Source organism: Pseudomonas oryziphila (genome assembly GCF_003940825.1).
GTDB lineage: Bacteria > Pseudomonadota > Gammaproteobacteria > Pseudomonadales > Pseudomonadaceae > Aquipseudomonas > Aquipseudomonas sichuanensis.
Window position 1 is genome coordinate 4,629,168 of sequence record NZ_CP034338.1, and the last position, 15,944, is coordinate 4,645,111.

A 15,944-nucleotide genomic window follows, 5' to 3' on the forward strand; every position below is an offset into this window, starting at 1 on the left:
ATCAGAGGCGCGAAAAGCGCCCGCCAGGATCGCCCCCGTTACCGGCCGGGCGACCTGTATTCAATACCGAGGTTAGCCATGTCCACCACTCCCGCCACCCCTAAGGTCGGCTTCGTTTCCCTGGGTTGCCCCAAGGCCCTGGTCGATTCCGAGCGCATCCTGACCCAGCTGCGCATGGAAGGCTATGAAGTCGTGCCGACCTACGAGGACGCCGACGTGGTGGTGGTCAACACCTGCGGCTTCATCGACAGCGCCAAGGCCGAGTCGCTGGAAGTGATCGGCGAAGCCATCAAGGAAAACGGCAAGGTCATCGTCACCGGCTGCATGGGCGTCGAAGAGGGCAGCATCCGTGACGTGCACCCGAGCGTGCTGTCTGTCACCGGCCCCCAGCAGTACGAGCAGGTGGTCAACGCCGTGCACGAAGTGGTGCCGCCACGCCAGGACCACAACCCGTTGATCGACCTGGTGCCGCCACAGGGCGTGAAGCTGACGCCGCGCCACTACGCCTACCTGAAGATTTCCGAAGGCTGCAACCACAGCTGCAGCTTCTGCATCATTCCGTCGATGCGCGGCAAGCTGGTCAGCCGCCCGGTCGGTGAAGTGCTGAGCGAGGCCGAGCGCCTGGTCAAGGCCGGCGTCAAGGAAATCCTGGTAATTTCCCAGGACACCAGCGCCTACGGCGTCGACGTCAAGTACAAGACCGACTTCTGGAACGGCCGCCCGGTCAAGACCCGCATGCTCGAGCTGTGCGAAGCGCTGAGCAGCCTGGGCGCCTGGGTGCGCCTGCACTACGTCTACCCGTACCCGAACGTGGACGACGTGATCCCGCTGATGGCCGCCGGCAAGATCCTGCCGTACCTGGACATCCCGTTCCAGCACGCCAGCCCCAAAGTGCTCAAGTCGATGAAGCGCCCGGCCTTCGAAGACCGCACCCTGGCCCGTATCAAGAACTGGCGCGAACAGTGCCCCGAGCTGGTGATCCGTTCGACCTTCATCGTCGGTTTCCCAGGCGAGACCGAGGAAGACTTCCAGTACCTGCTGGACTGGCTGACCGAAGCCCAGCTCGACCGCGTCGGCTGCTTCCAGTACTCGCCGGTAGAGGGCGCCCCGGCCAACGACCTGGGCCTGGACGAGGTACCGGATGACGTCAAGCAGGAACGTTGGGACCGCTTCATGGCCCACCAGCAGGCCATCAGCACCGCCCGCCTGCAACTGCGCATCGGCAAGGAAATCGAAGTGCTGATCGACGAAGTCGAAGAGCAGGGTTCGGTAGGCCGTAGCTTCTTCGACGCGCCGGAAATCGACGGCAGCGTGTTCATCGATGGCGACCACGGCTTCAAGCCAGGCGACAAAGTGCGTTGCCGCGTCGTTGATGCCGATGAATACGACATGTGGGCAGAGCCAGTCTGACAGCCCGCTGCACTGAAAATACCCCGCCCACTGGCGGGGTATTTTTTTGCATCTATGTTTGTGCAGAGGCCAACGCACACCGGAGTCGCCGAGGATGAAGCCGACGCTGACCCTGCACACCCCCCGCTATGCCGACTACCCGGAACTGGTGCGGATCTGGGAGGCTTCGGTACGGGCTACCCATGATTTCCTCCCCGACGCCTACATCCAACTGTTACGTGAACATGTGCTGTCCCAATATCTGGATGCAGTGATGCTGGTCTGCTGCAAGGACCGTGACCGCCGCATCCTTGGCTTTGCCGGCGTGGCCAATGGTCGCGTCGACCTGCTGTTCGTCGCTCCCGAACATTTCGGCCGGGGCGTCGGCCAACTTTTGCTGCGTCACGCAGTGGCAGAACTGAATGCCGAACGCCTGGACGTCAACGAACAAAATCCCCAGGCCCTTGGCTTCTACTTGCACGAAGGCTTCGAGGTCATTGGCCGCTCGGCAACGGACGGCCTGGGGCAGCCTTATCCACTGCTGCACATGCGACGGGTCCGTGCAACGCCGTGAAGCGCTGCCTACGAGGTAGCGGTTGTTTGCCGAAATGGCGCAAATGACACCAATTTGCAGCCCCAAACCTACCGGGGCAGGTACAATGAGCGCTTTCCCTGCCCTGCGAACTCATTGTCCATGTCCGAGCCTATCCGCCTGTCCAAACGCCTCATCGAACAGCTTGGCTGCTCGCGCCGAGAGGCCGAGCTGTACATCGAAGGAGGCTGGGTCACGGTCGATGGCGAAGTGGTCGAGCAGCCGCAATTCAAGATCGTCGACCAGCGCGTGGAACTGCTGCCTGGCGCCCGCGCCGAAACCCTGGAACCTGTGACCTTGCTGCTCAATCAGCAAGCTGGCCAGAACGTGACAATCGCCCAGGCAGGCATGTCCATGGCCACCCTCAGCGAAGCCCACCGCGAAGGCCTGCGCCCGCTGCACGGCCACTTCACCCGCCAGGACTGCATCGCCCCACTGCTGCCGGGCGCCAGCGGCCTGCAGGTGTTCACCCAGGACTGGCGCGTCAGCCGCAAGGTCGACGCCGACCTGCGCCGCCTTGAGCAGGAATACATCGTCCAGGTCAGCGGCGAGGCCAAACCTGGTGCGCTGGAACGCCTGGCCCGCGGCGTGGAGCGCAAGGGCGTGGAGCTACCCAAGGCCAAGGCCAGCTGGCAGAACGAACAGCATCTGCGCATGGTGTTGAAGAACCCACAACGCGGGCAGATCGAGGCGCTGTGCGAAACCGCTGGCCTCAAAGTGCTGGGCATGCGCCGCATCCGCCTGGGCGGCGTGTCGATGGGCAAGCTGCCAGCCGGGCAATGGCGCTATGTCGCCGCCACCGAACGCTTCTAGCATTACTGCCGCGCGCACAGGTGCGGCACTTGAACAGGATTTGCTGCAATGAACCATAACGATGTCATGCGTAGCCTGCGCTACATGATCAAAGCCAACGACCAGAAAATGGCCGAGATCATCGGCCTGGCCGGCCTGCAGGTAACCGCAGAGGCGATTGCCGGCTATGTGAAGAAAGAAGAAGAGCCCGGCTTCGTGCAATGCCCGGACAAGGTCATGGCCTATTTTCTCGACGGCCTGGTGATCCACCGCCGCGGCCGCGACGAAAGCCGCCCGCCACAACCTGTCGAATTGCCGGTGACCAACAACACCATTCTCAAGAAGCTGCGAGTGGCCTTCGAGCTGAAGGAAGACGACCTGCACGCGGTGCTCAAGGCGGTCAACTTCCCGGTGTCCAAGCCCGAACTGAGCGCGCTGTTCCGCAAGGTCGGCCATGACAACTACCGCCCTTGCGGCGACCAGTTGCTGCGCAACTTCCTCAAGGGCCTCACCCAGCGCGTGCGTGGCTGATGCAACACACCGTCTCGCCGGTCGGCATCGTCCGCTCCTGCTTCAAGGAGAAGTTCGCCATCCCGCGCCAGCCGCAACTGGCGCCAGCTGCGCGAGGCGTGCTCGAACTGCTGCCGCCGTTCGACCAGGGCGACGCGGTAGAGGGATTGGAGCAGGTCAGCCACGTTTGGCTGTTGTTCCTGTTCCACGAAGCGCTGGAGGACAAGCCACGGCTGAAAGTGCGCCCGCCGCGCCTGGGCGGCAACAAGAGCATGGGGGTGTTCGCCACCCGCGCCACCCATCGCCCCAACGGCATCGGTCAGTCGGTGGTGCGCCTGGAAGGCGTCGAGCCTGGGCGCTTGCTGCTGTCAGGCATCGACCTGCTCGACGGCACGCCGGTGCTGGATATCAAACCCTACGTGCCTTATGCCGATAGCATCCTGGAGGCGACCAACCAGATGGCTGGCGCGGCACCAGCGCCCATCGCCGTACAGTGGAGTGAAAGCGCCCTGCCACAGGCTCGCGAGCATGCGCTGCGCCTGGATGAGCCACTGGTGGCGTTGATCGAACAATGTTTGGCACAGGACCCGCGGCCTGCCTATCAGGTACCGCCCGTCGAGCGGGTTTACGGGGTGAAGTTCTGGGATGTGCAGGTGCGCTGGCACTACCCTCATCCTGATCGGATCCGGGTGCTGGAGGTCGTGCGGGATTGTTGAGCCTGCACCGGCTTTGCTGAATCCAGGCATAAAAAAACGCAGGCCAAGGCCTGCGTTTTTCGTTTGCCGCGCTCGCCTTACTTCTCGACGAAGGCGCGCTCGATCAGGTAATCACCCGGCTCGCGCATGCGCGCAGAGATCTTCAGGCCGAAGCTGTCCAGCACTTCGCTGGTCTCGTCGAGCATGCTCGGGCTGCCACAGATCATCGCGCGGTCGTCCTGCGGGTTGATCGGTGGCAGGCCGATATCGCTGAACAGCTTGCCGCTGCGCATCAGGTCGGTCAGACGGCCCTGGTTCTCGAACGGCTCGCGGGTCACGGTCGGGTAGTAGATCAGCTTGTCACGTACGGACTCGCCAAAGAACTCGTTCTGCGGCAGGTGCTCGGTGATGAACTCGCGGTAGGCGACTTCGTTCACGTAGCGCACGCCGTGGACCAGGATCACCTTCTCGAAACGCTCGTAGGTCTCGGGATCCTGGATGACGCTCATGAATGGCGCCAGGCCAGTGCCGGTGCTCAGCAGGTACAGATGCTTGCCCGGGTTCAGGTCGTCAAGCACCAGCGTGCCGGTAGGCTTCTTGCTGATGATGATCTCGTCGCCTTCCTTCAGATGTTGCAGCTGCGAGGTCAGCGGACCATCCGGCACCTTGATGCTGAAGAATTCCAGGTGCTCTTCCCAGTTCGGCGACGCGATGGAGTAGGCGCGCATGAGCGGGCGGCCGTTGTCCTGCTGCAGGCCGATCATCACGAACTGACCGTTCTCGAAGCGCAGGCCCGGATCGCGGGTGCACTTGAAGCTGAACAGGGTGTCGTTCCAGTGGTGAACACTGAGGACACGTTCGTGGTTCATGTTGCTCATCGATGGGGCTCCTGAAGAAAAACGCAGCGCGCACAAGGCGCACAGTTGCGCGATAGTTTAGGGGCAGCGACAATATCTGTTAACTGAATTATCAAGATATGTGTTATCGGTTATATAGATATGCGATTTACACTTCGTCAACTTCAGGTCTTCGTCGCCGTCGCCCAGCACCAGAGCGTGTCCCGGGCTGCGGGCGTGCTGGCCTTGTCGCAGTCAGCCGCCAGCACCTCGATCACCGAACTGGAGCGCCAATCCAGTTGCCAACTGTTCGACCGCGCCGGCAAGCGCCTGAGCCTCAACGCCCTGGGCCATCAGTTACTGCCCCAGGCAGTGGCCCTGCTCGACCAGGCCAAAGAGATCGAGGACCTGCTCAATGGCAAGTCCGGCTTCGGCTCGTTGGCGGTCGGAGCCACCCTGACCATCGGCAACTACCTGGCCACCCTGCTGATCGGCAGTTTCATGCAGGTACACCCGGAGAGTCAGGTCAAACTGCACGTGCAGAACACTGCGCATATCGTGCAACAGGTCGCCCACTATGAAATTGACCTGGGTCTAATCGAAGGTGATTGCAACCACCCTGACCTGGAAGTACAGCCCTGGGTGGAAGATGAACTGGTGGTGTTCTGCGCCCCACAGCACCCACTGGCCAAAGTCGGCCACGCCAGCATCGAGCAGCTCTCCCATGAGGCCTGGATTTTGCGTGAACAGGGTTCTGGCACACGCCTGACCTTCGACCAGGCCATGCGCCATCACCGCGCCAACCTCAATATTCGCCTTGAACTGGAACACACCGAAGCGATCAAGCGCGCGGTGGAGTCAGGCCTGGGGATCGGCTGCATTTCGCGCCTGGCCCTGCGCGACGCCTTCCGCCGCGGCAGCCTGGTGCCGGTGGAAACCCCGGCCCTGGACCTGGCGCGGCAGTTCTATTTCATCTGGCACAAGCAGAAGTACCAGACCTCGGCCATGCGCGAGTTCCTCGAACTGTGCCGCAGCTTCACCGCAGGCGTGCAGCGTAGCGACGAAATCGTCCTGCCGCCGATCGCCTGAAGGTCAGCCCAGCAGGATCACGCCCCACACCACCGCCACCATGGACATCGCCACCAGTTGCGCGGCGCTGCCCATGTCCTTGGCGTTTTTCGACAGTGGATGGCGCTCCAGCGAAATACGATCGATGGCCGCCTCCACCGCCGAGTTGAGCAGTTCGACGATCAGCCCCAGCAGGCACACGGCAATCAGGATCGCCCGCTCGACACGGCTCACCGGCAGCCAGAAAGCCGTCGGGATCAGCAGCACATTGAGCAACACCAGTTGGCGGAAAGCGGCTTCGCCCTTGAAGGCGGTACGCAGGCCGTCCAGCGAGTAGCCGGCAGCATTGAAAATCCGTTTGAGGCCGGTCTGGCCCTTGAATGGCGACATGTGTCACTCACTTCATCGATGAAAGCCTGGCAGGCTAATCCGACACTGGTCAAAAAAGCGTGAAGGCGCAGGGACTTAGCTGGCGGAAACCGATTCAAGTTGTTGCAACAGCAACGCGGCCTGCGTGCGCGTGCGCACCCCGAGCTTGCGGAAGATTGCAGTCACATGGGCCTTGATGGTCGCTTCCGACACGCTCAGCTCATAGGCGATCTGTTTGTTCAGCAGGCCTTCGCAGACCATGGTCAGCACCCGGAACTGCTGAGGGGTTAGGCTTGCGAGCCCCTCGCTGGCGGCCTTTGCCTCTGCCGATACATCGACCTTCTCGAATGCCTGGGGTGGCCACCAGACATCGCCATCGAGCACGTTGCGTACCGCTTCCTGGATCTTGCTCAGCTCGCTGGACTTGGGAATGAAACCACTGGCACCGAACTCACGGGATTTCACCACGACCGCCGCTTCTTCCTGCGCCGATACCATCACCACCGGGATTTGCGGGTACTGCCCACGCAACAGGACCAGGCCAGAGAAGCCATAGGCACCGGGCATGTTCAAGTCCAGCAGGACCAGGTCCCAATCGGACTTTTCCGTCAGGCTGGCTTCCAGTTCGGCGATGCTCGCCACTTCAACCAGCCGCACGTCCGGCCCGAGGCCGAGGGTAACGGCCTGGCGCAGTGCGCTGCGAAACAACGGGTGGTCATCGGCAATCAGGATTTCGTATGTGGCCATCGATCTATGGATCCTGTTCTGTGCCAGGCGCGGGGATACGGGATACACCTGGCAGGCAACTCAAGGCGCGAACGGCAGGGCCGCCGGCCGGGACGGCACGGCGAAGTCCGGGGTAACAGCAGCTTCGTCGTGCCCGAATCGGCGCCAAGGATGACGAGCACGCACCGAGTGGTCAAGCCAATTGCCCGGTCGAACCCACCTCCCTGGCTGCCAGCCCCGTCAGTATGAACCAATCCGCAGCGCCCGCCCCTTGGACTATAGGAAGGTATGCAAACGCTGGTGTACCTCATCCTGCTCGTCGAGCGGCAGGCGTCGCTTGCCACTGAGGTAATGCAGGCTGAACACATCCAGATAGGCATCCAGGGCCTGCGAAGCCTGGCTGTCGCCGGCCAGGTCCAGGCACATGGCCGCCACTTCCGCCGTGCAGAAATGGTCGTCGCGCTTGGAACGACGCAGGCGATAGCGCGACATTTGTTCGGCCTGCAGGCTCAGTACCGGGAATTTGTCGAGGTACGGGCTCTTGCGGAACATCTTGCGCGCTTCGGTCCAGGTGGCATCCAGCAGGATGAACAGCGGGCGCTTGCCCGGTGCACAGGCGACCTCGCTGACCACCCGCTCCTGGGCGACGAACTCACCAGGGAAGACGATATAGGGCTGCCACTGCGGATGTTCCAGCAGCGCCAGCAAACCCTCGTCCACCGACGTGCGCAGCCAGCCGAAGGCCGAGGTGTCCTCGATCAGGTCGGCGATCAGCCAGCCAGTATTGGTGGGTTTGAGTGGCTCGGTGTCATGCATCAGCAGGCACATGCCGGACTCGGCCTGCACCCTGGGCTTCCAGGCACACAGGCAATGCGTGGCGATGACCCGGCACTGCGGGCAGCGTTCGGCACGCGAGCCGCGGGCGACGAAAGGTTTGATGCTGCGGGCCAGACGCTCGGCGCGCAGCCGCGCTACCGCATGGCTCATGGCTGCAGGCCTTGGCGTTGAGAAGGGACGAACACAAAAAACGACTCTACGGATGACAAGGCGCCAGTCTACCAGAGGCGGCGTCATTTGCCGTGCAGCCCCGCCTGCGGCTCCTTTATAATCGCCGGTTGTGGCGGCCGGAAACACCGAGTTTCAGGGAACGCCGCCTGCCGGCGCAGGTCAAAGCGCCAGTCATCGAACCAGGAGAGATCCATGCTGCGTCTAATTGCCCCGACCCTGAGCCTGCTGCTCGCCCTGCCCCTGGCTGCCCAGGCCGCCTCCAAGCAGGAATACGAGCTGAAACAGACGCTGGAGAAGGTCGCCAAGGAAAGCAGCGTCGGCACCCCACGCGCCATCAACGAAGATATCCTCGACCAAGGCTATACCGTCGAAAAAGGCAAGGCGCTGGTCAACCACCTCAGCGTGCGCGAAAGCCATGCCGAACGCATGCGCGCCAACCCGCAGCAGGTACGCAGCCAGCTGGGCGACAGCGTTTGCCGCAATACCGGCTACCGCCAACTGATGTCCAAGGGCGCAGTGCTGGTCTATCGTTTCACCGTCTACAAGACCAACCAGCCCATCATGGATCAGGCCTTCGATGCCGCCAGCTGCGTGGCCGGCAACAAGAAGAAGTGACTCAGGCCATCTGATCGCTAGCGCGCCGTTGCTCTTCGTCGGCGCGCAATTCGGCCAGCAAGGCTTGTAGATAACGTGATTGCCGCTCTGCACCTTGCAGTCGACGCAGGCATTCACCTTCAAGGCTCAGGTGATGGGCCTGCGCCTCGCGCGCCAGCAACTGAAACAGTTGCCCATCTACCTCGATCACCAGTCGATGCATACCGCCACCTCCCGCGTCGCGCTTTTACTCCCCTCCAGTAAACCAAAGCCCCGTAAAGGCTGGGCCTGACCTGACCGACGGCCCGCTTGCAGGGCGGGCGGCGCAATGGCGCGCCAGCGTCTAGATTGATAACGAGACCCACAACAACGACAACAAGATGGAATTGCCACTGCATCATGGCCTTGAAGGCCTACTGCAATGCTCGGGGTGCACACTCGAGCCATAGCAGCCAGCGGCACACGCAGTGCCGCGGCCGGGACACACCATCGACCCGGTCAGAGGTTTTGCTGCAGAAGGAGACGTTGAATGCCTTACCAACCGAATGAGCTTCTGTTCAACCATTTCAGAGACCAGGGTATCGACCTGGGCAACATCGACAAGCAACTGCAGCTGGTAGCCCCGAACAGCCCCAACCTGCCGTTGTACCGCGACATGATGCTGACCATCCTGCGCATGGCTCATGACGACCGCAACCGCTGGAACGCCAAGATCACATTGCAGGCCCTGCGTGAGCTCGACCAGTCGTTCCGCACCCTCGAACGCTACAAGGGACGGCGCAAGGTGACGGTCTTCGGCTCGGCGCGCACCCCGCTGGAACACCCGATGTACGCCCTGGCCAGGGAGTTGGGCGCGACGCTGGCACGCTCCGATTTAATGGTCATCACCGGTGCCGGGGGTGGCATCATGGCCGCTGCCCACGAAGGCGCCGGCGCCGACCACAGCCTGGGGTTCAACATCACCCTGCCCTTCGAGCAGCATGCCAACCCCACGGTCGATGGCACCGACAAACTGCTGCCGTTCCACTTTTTCTTCATTCGCAAGCTGTTTTTCGTCAAGGAAGCCGACGCGCTGGTGCTGTGCCCCGGGGGTTTCGGCACCCTCGACGAAGCCCTGGAAGTGTTGACCCTGATCCAGACCGGGAAAAGCCCGCTGGTGCCTGTGGTGCTGCTGGATTCACCCGGCGGCAGCTTCTGGCGCGACTGCCTCGATTTCATCAGCCGTCAGTTGGAAGAGAACCGCTACATCCTGCCCAGCGACCTCAAGCTGGTGCGCCTGGTGCACAGTGCCGACGAGGCCGTGGACGAGATCAACCAGTTCTACAGCAACTACCACTCCAGCCGCTGGTTGAAGAACCAGTTCGTCATCCGCATGCACCATCCGCTCAGCGAAGCGGCGTTGCATGACGTCGAGGAAGGTTTCGCCGACTTGCGTCTAAGTGGCCGTTACCACCAGCAACCGGACAGTGGCGCCGAACATGAGGAGGGGGATTTCAGCCACCTGACACGCCTGACATTCGCGTTCAATGGCCGCGACCAGGGGCGCCTGCGTGAGCTGGTGGACTTTATCAACTTGCCGGAAAACTGGGCCAAGCCCCAGCCGATGCACACCACCCAGCGGGCGCGAGAAGCGTTGAAGGTGAGCTGAACGCAAAATGCCCTGCATGGCTCCCCCTTCAGGAAGCCATGCAAGGCATCAGTAGTCGTCGAGATCCCGACCGCTGAGCAGCCGCCCGATCATCTCCATGGAAAAACCACGGTAAGCGAGAAAGCGCGTTTGCTGCCCACGGCTGCGTGGGTCATGTGGGCGCTGACCGGCGAACTTGCGCTGCCAGACATCTTGCAACTGCGCCGCCCAGTCCACCTCGCTTTCACGCAGGGCCTGGTCAATGTCACTGCGGGCAAGCCCACGCTGCCCCAGCTCCTCGCGAATACGCGCGGGGCCGTAGCCAGCACTGGATCGGTAGCGGATAAAGCTTTCGAGGTAGCGGGCCTCACTGAGCAGCCCTTCTTCGGCAAGCCGATCGAGCGCGGGCTCGATCAGCTCATCCGTTGCGCCGCGCTGACGCAATTTGCGCGTCAACTCCACGCGACCATGCTCGCGGCGTGCAAGCAGGTCCATGGCTGTCCGCCGCACGGCGACCGGGGTGTCGAGTACGGCGGACATGGGGCAGATCAATAACCGGCGTCGGCGTCAGCCATGTCGTCGGCATCAGCCTCAACGGCAGCGGCCTTGCCAGCAGCGGCGACGGCGCCAGCAGTGAGCAGCTTCTCGCGGATCTGCTTCTCGATCTCGGCACCGACGGCCGGGTTTTCTTGCAGGTACTTGGCGGCGTTGGCCTTACCCTGGCCGATCTTGTTGCCCTGGTAGCTGTACCAGGCACCGGCCTTCTCCACGAAGCCGTGAGCAACGCCCAGGTCGATGACCTCGCCGTTACGGTAGATACCCTTGCCGTAGAGAATCTGGAATTCGGCTTGACGGAACGGCGGCGAGACCTTGTTCTTGACGATCTTGACGCGGGTTTCGCTACCCACCACCTCGTCGCCTTCCTTGACCGCGCCGGTACGGCGAATGTCCAGACGTACCGAAGCATAGAACTTCAGGGCGTTACCACCGGTGGTGGTTTCCGGGCTACCGAACATCACACCGATCTTCATACGGATCTGGTTGATGAAGATGACCAGGCAGTTGGCGTTCTTGATGTTACCGGTGATCTTGCGCAGCGCCTGGGACATCAGACGCGCCTGCAGGCCGACGTGCATGTCGCCCATCTCGCCTTCGATCTCGGCCTTGGGTACCAGTGCAGCCACGGAGTCGACGATGATCACGTCGACCGCGTTGGAGCGCACCAGCATGTCGGTGATTTCCAGGGCCTGTTCGCCGGTGTCCGGCTGCGAAACCAGCAGGTCGTCAACGTTGACTCCCAGCTTGCCAGCGTATTCCGGATCGAGGGCGTGCTCGGCGTCGACGAAGGCGCAGGTGGCGCCGTTCTTCTGGGCTTCAGCGATGACCGACAAGGTCAGCGTGGTTTTACCGGAGGATTCCGGACCGTAGATCTCGACGATACGGCCCTTGGGCAGGCCGCCGATGCCAAGGGCGATATCCAGGCCCAGGGAGCCGGTGGAGATGGAAGGGATGCCTTGGCGCTCGTGGTCGCCCATGCGCATGACGGCGCCCTTGCCGAATTGGCGTTCGATCTGACCCAGGGCCGCAGCCAAGGCGCGCTTCTTGTTGTCGTCCATTGAAATCCTCACGTGTTCGACTTGGCCCTGACGGCCGGAATAACTGTATAAGTAGCCAGTATTATTCCACAGGGATTCGTTTCCGCAAACCCCCGCTTGGCGATTTACTCCGCGCCAAGCTGTAACAAGCCGTCTAACGCGGCGATTACCGTCTGTCGGCGCACCGCTTCGCGGTCACCTTCGAAGTGACGCCGTTCGCTGCGGACATGGGCCCCATCGGCCCAGGCCAGCCATACCGTGCCCACCGGTTTGGCCGGCGAGCCCCCATCAGGCCCGGCCACACCACTGACCGCCACGGCAAAGCGTGCGCCGCTGGCCTGCTGGGCCCCGCGCGCCATCGCCTCGACCACCTCCTGACTGACCGCGCCCACCTCGGCGAACAACGGTTGCGGGACGCCCAACTGACGGGTCTTCTGCGTATTGGAATAGGTGACGTAGCCCGCCTCGAACCAGGCCGAGCTGCCGGGGATACGGGTAATGGCCTCGGCGATGCCACCCCCGGTGCAGGATTCGGCGGTGGTCACCTGGGCATTGAGGCGTCGCAGGTGCTCGCCCAGGCGGGTGGAAAGCGCGGTGATCGGGTCCATGACGGGCTCCTGAGTGAATGCCGCCCTACCCTAACACCCGGCAAGGGCTCACCGCGACAAGGCACGAACATAGTCCTGGCAGGCGCGCAGGGCGATCAGTCCGCGGTCGCCGCTGTCGGTGATGGCGATAATTCGTCGAGCATGCGCTGGGTCAAGTCGGGCGCGTACGGGACCATGATCCAGGCCGCTGGCGGCGGTGGCGGCAGGCACTGCGCCACAGCTGGCGCCGCGCTCGACCAGGACCGACAGGCGCAGATCGGCAGTAGCAAGGCGGTCACGCAGGCGAGCCTGAGTCTGTTGCGCATCGGTAAGCTCCTGGAAATGTCTCGATTCACTCTCGTGCAGGCGTTGCTCCACCCCCTGGCGCTGTTCACGCTCGGCGAGCAGCAGGCCATGCAGCGCCTCGGCCTGATCCAGCCGTTGCTGCACCAGCTGCTGCTCCTGCTGTGCCAGCAACCGCCCATAGCGCCAGGCCTGCAGTTGCCAGGCCAGCGCCGCCCCCAACAGCAGGAGCAGCGCGCAAAGCCCGAGCTGCCAGCGGCTCAACACAGCACCTCACGGGCTCGCTGCCACAGCAGCAGGCGATCGGAAAGGCCATTGAGGCCGCCGTTGATGTGGCGGGTGATGCGATTGAACTCACCTTGGTCGGCCAGCGCGTTCAGCCCGCGCGAGTGCCAGAACCAGGCCGCCGATTCGCAGGCCCAGCGTGGTTGTTCTAGCATCTGCGGCTGCGCCAGGAGGCGTTCGTCACCGAACAAGGCGCGGCTGCAGGCCTGGTAGTTGTTGCGGCCGGTCACCTGGATGAGGCCGCGGCCACAATAGCGCTGGCCGTCGCCATCGGCCTCGGGCGTGTTGCCCAGGCGCAGGGCCAGGCTGCCGGTGTCATAGCGTGCCAGGTAACGGTCGCCACCCAGTTCCTTGACGTAGCGCAGTTGGCCGGACTCATGGCCGACCTGGGCAAGAAACGCGGCGACACGCTTTGGATGGTCGATTTCCCAACGGGCCATGGCCTCATTGAGCGCCGGCAGGAAGGCTGTGACCCGCTGGCCGGCTGCTGGATAGATTTCTTTCAATTGCGGTTCGGTTAACACCATCGATGGCGGCTCCATTGCGGTCTGATCGAATGGCGGCCAGTGCCGCCGGTGATTCGCTCAGGGGCGATGGCTCGAAGCGCATGGCTTTCACATGATTCAACGTGCGGCAGCGGCCACATTTGATCTGGAGCTCGGAAGCGGGCGTGATGCGGGCCAGCAGCTTGCGGCACTGGCCACAGCGAAAATCGATGAACATAGGCGCAGGTCCTGGCGGGTTGACCACTGATGTCGGCTTGGGCGGCCTTGCATTCAAAGGCACGCCTGCGCCGACTATAGAAAGCCTGCCGCCACACGGGCATCGGGAACCTTCACCCTGTGCACTGGGCCTTGAGCGACGTCGCGCGACGCGGCGCCGCGCCCTTGGCCCTGGCCTTGCCCTGCCGGCCACCGCTGCACTGCACGGTGGTGCGCCAGCCACTGCTGGTGAACACCTGCTCCACCGACTCGATCAGGTATGGCCCATCGAGTCCGGCCAGAAACCCTCGGGCGTCGATTTCGCGTTCGGCGAACAGGTCGGTACGCCCGGGCATGTCCAGTCGCACACTGGCGGTATCGCGGTTGAAGCTAGCCAGGCGCGCCTTCGCGGCCTGTTCGGCTGCGGCCCGATTGGGGTACAGATGGCGGTCGGTGTGCACCGCCTGCAAGCCATCCGGGGCATCGCCGTTGGCCAGTTCCACGGCCTGCATGCGACCGCTGGCACTGTCCATATGACGGGTGCGAACGGCCTTGTGGGTGCTCCTGTCAGCCAGGCGGAACTGCCACTGGCTAACCTCGTCGCGAGCGATAGTGACCACACCCAAGGCCTTGCCGCTGGCGCTCTGTCGCCCCTGACGCGGGAGCACCAGCAACTGGCCATTGGCGAGTTTTCCGGTGCAGTCGTGCAGGCGGGCCAGGCGCGTGATGAAGTTGTAATCCGACTCGCTGTACTGGTCGACACGCGGTATCTGCACCGTCACCGGGCATACCGCCTGCCAGCCGTTGCGGGCAGCGATCTCGGCGACGATGCGCTGCAGTGTCACATTCTCCCAACTGCCGCTGCGGATGGTCTTGCCACTGCCGCGCAAGTCGCAGGCCTTGCCACGGATCACCAGGGTGTCGGGCGGGCCGGACAGTTCCACCTCGTCTACGGTGTAACGGCCCAGGCGGTTCAGGGGCTGCCCGGCATAGCCGAGCAACACCTCGAGCACCGCCCCCCGGGCCGGCAACGCAACGGCGCCGTCACGGGCATCGATGCGCAGTTCGAACTCGTCCGATTCAAGGCCCGGTTTGTCGGTGGTACGCATCAGCAACAGGCGATCGTTGATCAGCGCGGTGATGTCCTTGCCATCGGCCTGGATGCTGAACACAGGTTTCATGATTCTGCCTCCCTGGGGGCTACGCTGCGCGATCGGCACCGTAGCCCCCTGTCAGTCCCACAGTTGAAGGGTATTGCTCGCCACCACAGGCCGTTCCGGCAGCACGATCCTTACCCCGGCGCGAAACGGCTGGGCCTCGTCCGCGAGCCCCTGGTTGGCATCCAGCACCGCCTCGACCATCCCTTCGAGCTGCCCGTAGTAGTGCTGGCAGAGGGTGTCGAGCAGGTCGCCTTCAGACGTTATGCAGATCCTGGCCATAGCTCACGAACTCCAGTGAAAAGCCTTGTTTGCGTGGAATGCCGCCGGCCTGCAGCAGGCTTTGCTCCTCTTCGATACTGGTCAGGCACCAAGTGCCAAGTACCTCGCCATAGCCACTGGTCAACGACAGCGGCAACAACTGGCGACCAATGCTGCGCAGGGTCTGCAGCTGGCCAAGGCCACCCTTGAAGCCGGGGAAGATCGCCCCGCGGATACTGATGCTTTCTTCGCCCAGGCTGACCGCCTGCTGTGCGCTTTCGCGGCTCAGGCGCTCCTGCCCGGCCCAACGAAAGCGTGTTTGCCGGCGCAACTGGTCGAAGGCCGCAGTGTCGAGGTTGAAGTAATAGGGCGTGGCCCCAGCCTTCAGGGGTTGCAGCACCAGCAGATGGGGGAATGGCTTGATCGCCTCGGCCGCCGGTGTCGCCTGGGGCGCGAAGCCCAAGGTCGACAGCACGCCGTTGACGGTCGAACGCACCTCCCCCACCATCCGCCGAATAGCCGCACCGGCCTTGGCCACATGGCCGGCGAACCCGTCGATGCGGTCACGCACCTGGCGGACCACGGCAACGGCCTGGTCATACTTGGCCACCACCTTGGCCACCCGTGCCTGGGCGGTTTCGATGGCGCGCATGGTGCGCTGCAACTTGGCGCCGATGATCGGGCCGACCACCGGCAACCCTTCCAGCTCGACGACCGCACCTTGAATATGGTCGATCGCCTCGTTCATTGGGTCGAGCATGGCGTCGGCACGCCGACGCCCTGCCTCTCCCGCCTTGACCAGGGCGTGCAGCGTGGCTTGCAGCTGCTCCAGATAGGTCATGAGTCCTC

General features: G+C 63.2%; 21 protein-coding genes and 1 pseudogene. 8 read left to right on the top strand and 14 right to left on the bottom strand.

The features are described from left to right. Positions 1-78: 78 nt before the first annotated feature. The 5 genes from rimO to tsaA all read left to right on the top strand — a co-directional run bounded on the left by rimO (position 79) and on the right by tsaA (position 3,999). Positions 79-1,410 (top strand): 30S ribosomal protein S12 methylthiotransferase RimO, encoded by a 1,332-nt coding sequence (gene rimO, locus EJA05_RS21690; RefSeq protein ID WP_125859836.1) that lies wholly within the window; start codon positions 79-81, stop codon positions 1,408-1,410. Positions 1,411-1,504: 94 nt separating this feature from the next. Beyond that, a complete protein-coding gene (locus tag EJA05_RS21695) occupies positions 1,505-1,963 on the top strand; it encodes a GNAT family N-acetyltransferase (protein ID WP_125859838.1) in 459 nt (152 codons plus the stop codon). Between the two features lie 120 nt (positions 1,964-2,083). Continuing rightward, complete coding sequence (locus EJA05_RS21700) at positions 2,084-2,794, top strand: rRNA pseudouridine synthase (protein WP_125859840.1); 711 nt, start codon at positions 2,084-2,086, stop codon at positions 2,792-2,794. A gap of 48 nt (positions 2,795-2,842) precedes the next feature. Beyond that, on the top strand, positions 2,843-3,304 hold the full coding sequence (locus EJA05_RS21705) for a YehS family protein (protein WP_125465161.1): 462 nt from the start codon (positions 2,843-2,845) through the stop codon (positions 3,302-3,304). After that, positions 3,304-3,999: a tRNA (N6-threonylcarbamoyladenosine(37)-N6)-methyltransferase TrmO gene (gene tsaA / locus EJA05_RS21710; protein WP_125859842.1), complete on the top strand. Its 696-nt coding sequence runs from the start codon at positions 3,304-3,306 to the stop codon at positions 3,997-3,999. The genes EJA05_RS21705 and tsaA overlap by 1 nt, the downstream gene beginning before the upstream one ends. A 77-nt stretch (positions 4,000-4,076) precedes the next feature. On the opposite strand, the gene fpr is transcribed toward tsaA, so the two are convergent. Then, positions 4,077-4,856: a ferredoxin-NADP reductase gene (gene fpr, locus EJA05_RS21715; RefSeq protein ID WP_125465163.1), complete on the bottom strand. Its 780-nt coding sequence runs from the start codon at positions 4,854-4,856 to the stop codon at positions 4,077-4,079. 120 nt (positions 4,857-4,976) lie between these two features. On the opposite strand from fpr, the gene finR reads away from it, so the two are divergent. Then, positions 4,977-5,903 carry a LysR family transcriptional regulator FinR gene (gene finR, locus EJA05_RS21720; protein ID WP_110992362.1) on the top strand — a complete coding sequence of 309 codons (927 nt, stop codon included), beginning with the start codon at positions 4,977-4,979 and terminating at the stop codon, positions 5,901-5,903. 3 nt (positions 5,904-5,906) lie between these two features. Here the strand turns inward: finR and EJA05_RS21725 are convergent, their stop codons facing one another. The 3 genes from EJA05_RS21725 to EJA05_RS21735 all read right to left on the bottom strand — a co-directional run bounded on the left by EJA05_RS21725 (position 5,907) and on the right by EJA05_RS21735 (position 7,964). Continuing rightward, entirely contained in the window at positions 5,907-6,272 is a 366-nt protein-coding gene (locus EJA05_RS21725) for a diacylglycerol kinase (RefSeq protein WP_011535182.1), read from the bottom strand. A 75-nt stretch (positions 6,273-6,347) separates the two neighbouring features. Beyond that, on the bottom strand, positions 6,348-6,998 hold the full coding sequence (gene erdR / locus EJA05_RS21730) for a response regulator transcription factor ErdR (protein ID WP_125465164.1): 651 nt from the start codon (positions 6,996-6,998) through the stop codon (positions 6,348-6,350). Positions 6,999-7,253: 255 nt separating this feature from the next. After that, complete coding sequence (locus EJA05_RS21735) at positions 7,254-7,964, bottom strand: tRNA-uridine aminocarboxypropyltransferase (RefSeq protein WP_125859844.1); 711 nt, start codon at positions 7,962-7,964, stop codon at positions 7,254-7,256. A gap of 213 nt (positions 7,965-8,177) precedes the next feature. Between EJA05_RS21735 and EJA05_RS21740 the strand changes: the two genes are divergently transcribed. Further along, complete coding sequence (locus tag EJA05_RS21740) at positions 8,178-8,600, top strand: quorum-sensing-regulated virulence factor family protein (protein WP_110992365.1); 423 nt, start codon at positions 8,178-8,180, stop codon at positions 8,598-8,600. 1 nt (position 8,601) lies between these two features. Here EJA05_RS21740 and EJA05_RS21745 read toward each other — a convergent pair whose 3' ends face one another. Further along, positions 8,602-8,802 carry a hypothetical protein gene (locus EJA05_RS21745; RefSeq protein ID WP_125465166.1) on the bottom strand — a complete coding sequence of 67 codons (201 nt, stop codon included), beginning with the start codon at positions 8,800-8,802 and terminating at the stop codon, positions 8,602-8,604. A gap of 306 nt (positions 8,803-9,108) precedes the next feature. Between EJA05_RS21745 and EJA05_RS21750 the strand changes: the two genes are divergently transcribed. Then, entirely contained in the window at positions 9,109-10,227 is a 1,119-nt protein-coding gene (locus EJA05_RS21750; RefSeq protein WP_125465167.1) for an LOG family protein, read from the top strand. A 48-nt stretch (positions 10,228-10,275) separates the two neighbouring features. Here the strand turns inward: EJA05_RS21750 and recX are convergent, their stop codons facing one another. From recX to EJA05_RS21795, 9 genes and pseudogenes are all read right to left on the bottom strand, one after another. Continuing rightward, on the bottom strand, positions 10,276-10,746 hold the full coding sequence (gene recX / locus EJA05_RS21755) for a recombination regulator RecX (RefSeq protein WP_125859846.1): 471 nt from the start codon (positions 10,744-10,746) through the stop codon (positions 10,276-10,278). 8 nt (positions 10,747-10,754) lie between these two features. After that, positions 10,755-11,822 (bottom strand): recombinase RecA, encoded by a 1,068-nt coding sequence (gene recA / locus EJA05_RS21760; protein ID WP_125465169.1) that lies wholly within the window; start codon positions 11,820-11,822, stop codon positions 10,755-10,757. A 104-nt stretch (positions 11,823-11,926) separates the two neighbouring features. After that, the gene (locus EJA05_RS21765) at positions 11,927-12,409 is read right to left on the bottom strand and encodes a CinA family protein (RefSeq protein ID WP_125859848.1); all 483 of its coding nucleotides are present in this window, start codon (positions 12,407-12,409) and stop codon (positions 11,927-11,929) included. A 48-nt stretch (positions 12,410-12,457) separates the two neighbouring features. Further along, on the bottom strand, positions 12,458-12,955 hold the full coding sequence (locus EJA05_RS21770) for a lysis system i-spanin subunit Rz (RefSeq protein ID WP_125859850.1): 498 nt from the start codon (positions 12,953-12,955) through the stop codon (positions 12,458-12,460). Beyond that, on the bottom strand, positions 12,952-13,503 hold the full coding sequence (locus tag EJA05_RS21775; protein WP_110992372.1) for a glycoside hydrolase family 19 protein: 552 nt from the start codon (positions 13,501-13,503) through the stop codon (positions 12,952-12,954). The genes EJA05_RS21770 and EJA05_RS21775 overlap by 4 nt, the downstream gene beginning before the upstream one ends. 28 nt (positions 13,504-13,531) lie before the next feature. After that, a pseudogene (locus EJA05_RS28495) lies at positions 13,532-13,699 on the bottom strand (zinc finger domain-containing protein); the annotation flags it as partial. Between the two features lie 112 nt (positions 13,700-13,811). Next, complete coding sequence (locus tag EJA05_RS21785; protein ID WP_125859854.1) at positions 13,812-14,858, bottom strand: phage late control D family protein; 1,047 nt, start codon at positions 14,856-14,858, stop codon at positions 13,812-13,814. 51 nt (positions 14,859-14,909) lie between these two features. Continuing rightward, positions 14,910-15,116 (bottom strand): tail protein X, encoded by a 207-nt coding sequence (locus EJA05_RS21790; RefSeq protein ID WP_125465175.1) that lies wholly within the window; start codon positions 15,114-15,116, stop codon positions 14,910-14,912. Then, positions 15,091-15,936 carry a phage tail protein gene (locus EJA05_RS21795; RefSeq protein ID WP_125859856.1) on the bottom strand — a complete coding sequence of 282 codons (846 nt, stop codon included), beginning with the start codon at positions 15,934-15,936 and terminating at the stop codon, positions 15,091-15,093. Before EJA05_RS21795 ends, EJA05_RS21790 begins: the two co-directional genes overlap by 26 nt. Positions 15,937-15,944 lie beyond the last annotated feature (8 nt).

Coding starts and splice junctions, on each gene's coding strand:
- rimO (WP_125859836.1), top strand. CDS start 79: ATGTCCACCACTCCCGCCACCCCTAAGGTCGGCTTCGTTTCCCTGGGT.
- EJA05_RS21695 (WP_125859838.1), top strand. CDS start 1,505: ATGAAGCCGACGCTGACCCTGCACACCCCCCGCTATGCCGACTACCCG.
- EJA05_RS21700 (WP_125859840.1), top strand. CDS start 2,084: ATGTCCGAGCCTATCCGCCTGTCCAAACGCCTCATCGAACAGCTTGGC.
- EJA05_RS21705 (WP_125465161.1), top strand. CDS start 2,843: ATGAACCATAACGATGTCATGCGTAGCCTGCGCTACATGATCAAAGCC.
- tsaA (WP_125859842.1), top strand. CDS start 3,304: ATGCAACACACCGTCTCGCCGGTCGGCATCGTCCGCTCCTGCTTCAAG.
- fpr (WP_125465163.1), bottom strand. CDS start 4,856: ATGAGCAACATGAACCACGAACGTGTCCTCAGTGTTCACCACTGGAAC.
- finR (WP_110992362.1), top strand. CDS start 4,977: ATGCGATTTACACTTCGTCAACTTCAGGTCTTCGTCGCCGTCGCCCAG.
- EJA05_RS21725 (WP_011535182.1), bottom strand. CDS start 6,272: ATGTCGCCATTCAAGGGCCAGACCGGCCTCAAACGGATTTTCAATGCT.
- erdR (WP_125465164.1), bottom strand. CDS start 6,998: ATGGCCACATACGAAATCCTGATTGCCGATGACCACCCGTTGTTTCGC.
- EJA05_RS21735 (WP_125859844.1), bottom strand. CDS start 7,964: ATGAGCCATGCGGTAGCGCGGCTGCGCGCCGAGCGTCTGGCCCGCAGC.
- EJA05_RS21740 (WP_110992365.1), top strand. CDS start 8,178: ATGCTGCGTCTAATTGCCCCGACCCTGAGCCTGCTGCTCGCCCTGCCC.
- EJA05_RS21745 (WP_125465166.1), bottom strand. CDS start 8,802: ATGCATCGACTGGTGATCGAGGTAGATGGGCAACTGTTTCAGTTGCTG.
- EJA05_RS21750 (WP_125465167.1), top strand. CDS start 9,109: ATGCCTTACCAACCGAATGAGCTTCTGTTCAACCATTTCAGAGACCAG.
- recX (WP_125859846.1), bottom strand. CDS start 10,746: ATGTCCGCCGTACTCGACACCCCGGTCGCCGTGCGGCGGACAGCCATG.
- recA (WP_125465169.1), bottom strand. CDS start 11,822: ATGGACGACAACAAGAAGCGCGCCTTGGCTGCGGCCCTGGGTCAGATC.
- EJA05_RS21765 (WP_125859848.1), bottom strand. CDS start 12,409: ATGGACCCGATCACCGCGCTTTCCACCCGCCTGGGCGAGCACCTGCGA.
- EJA05_RS21775 (WP_110992372.1), bottom strand. CDS start 13,503: ATGGTGTTAACCGAACCGCAATTGAAAGAAATCTATCCAGCAGCCGGC.
- EJA05_RS21785 (WP_125859854.1), bottom strand. CDS start 14,858: ATGAAACCTGTGTTCAGCATCCAGGCCGATGGCAAGGACATCACCGCG.
- EJA05_RS21790 (WP_125465175.1), bottom strand. CDS start 15,116: ATGGCCAGGATCTGCATAACGTCTGAAGGCGACCTGCTCGACACCCTC.
- EJA05_RS21795 (WP_125859856.1), bottom strand. CDS start 15,936: ATGACCTATCTGGAGCAGCTGCAAGCCACGCTGCACGCCCTGGTCAAG.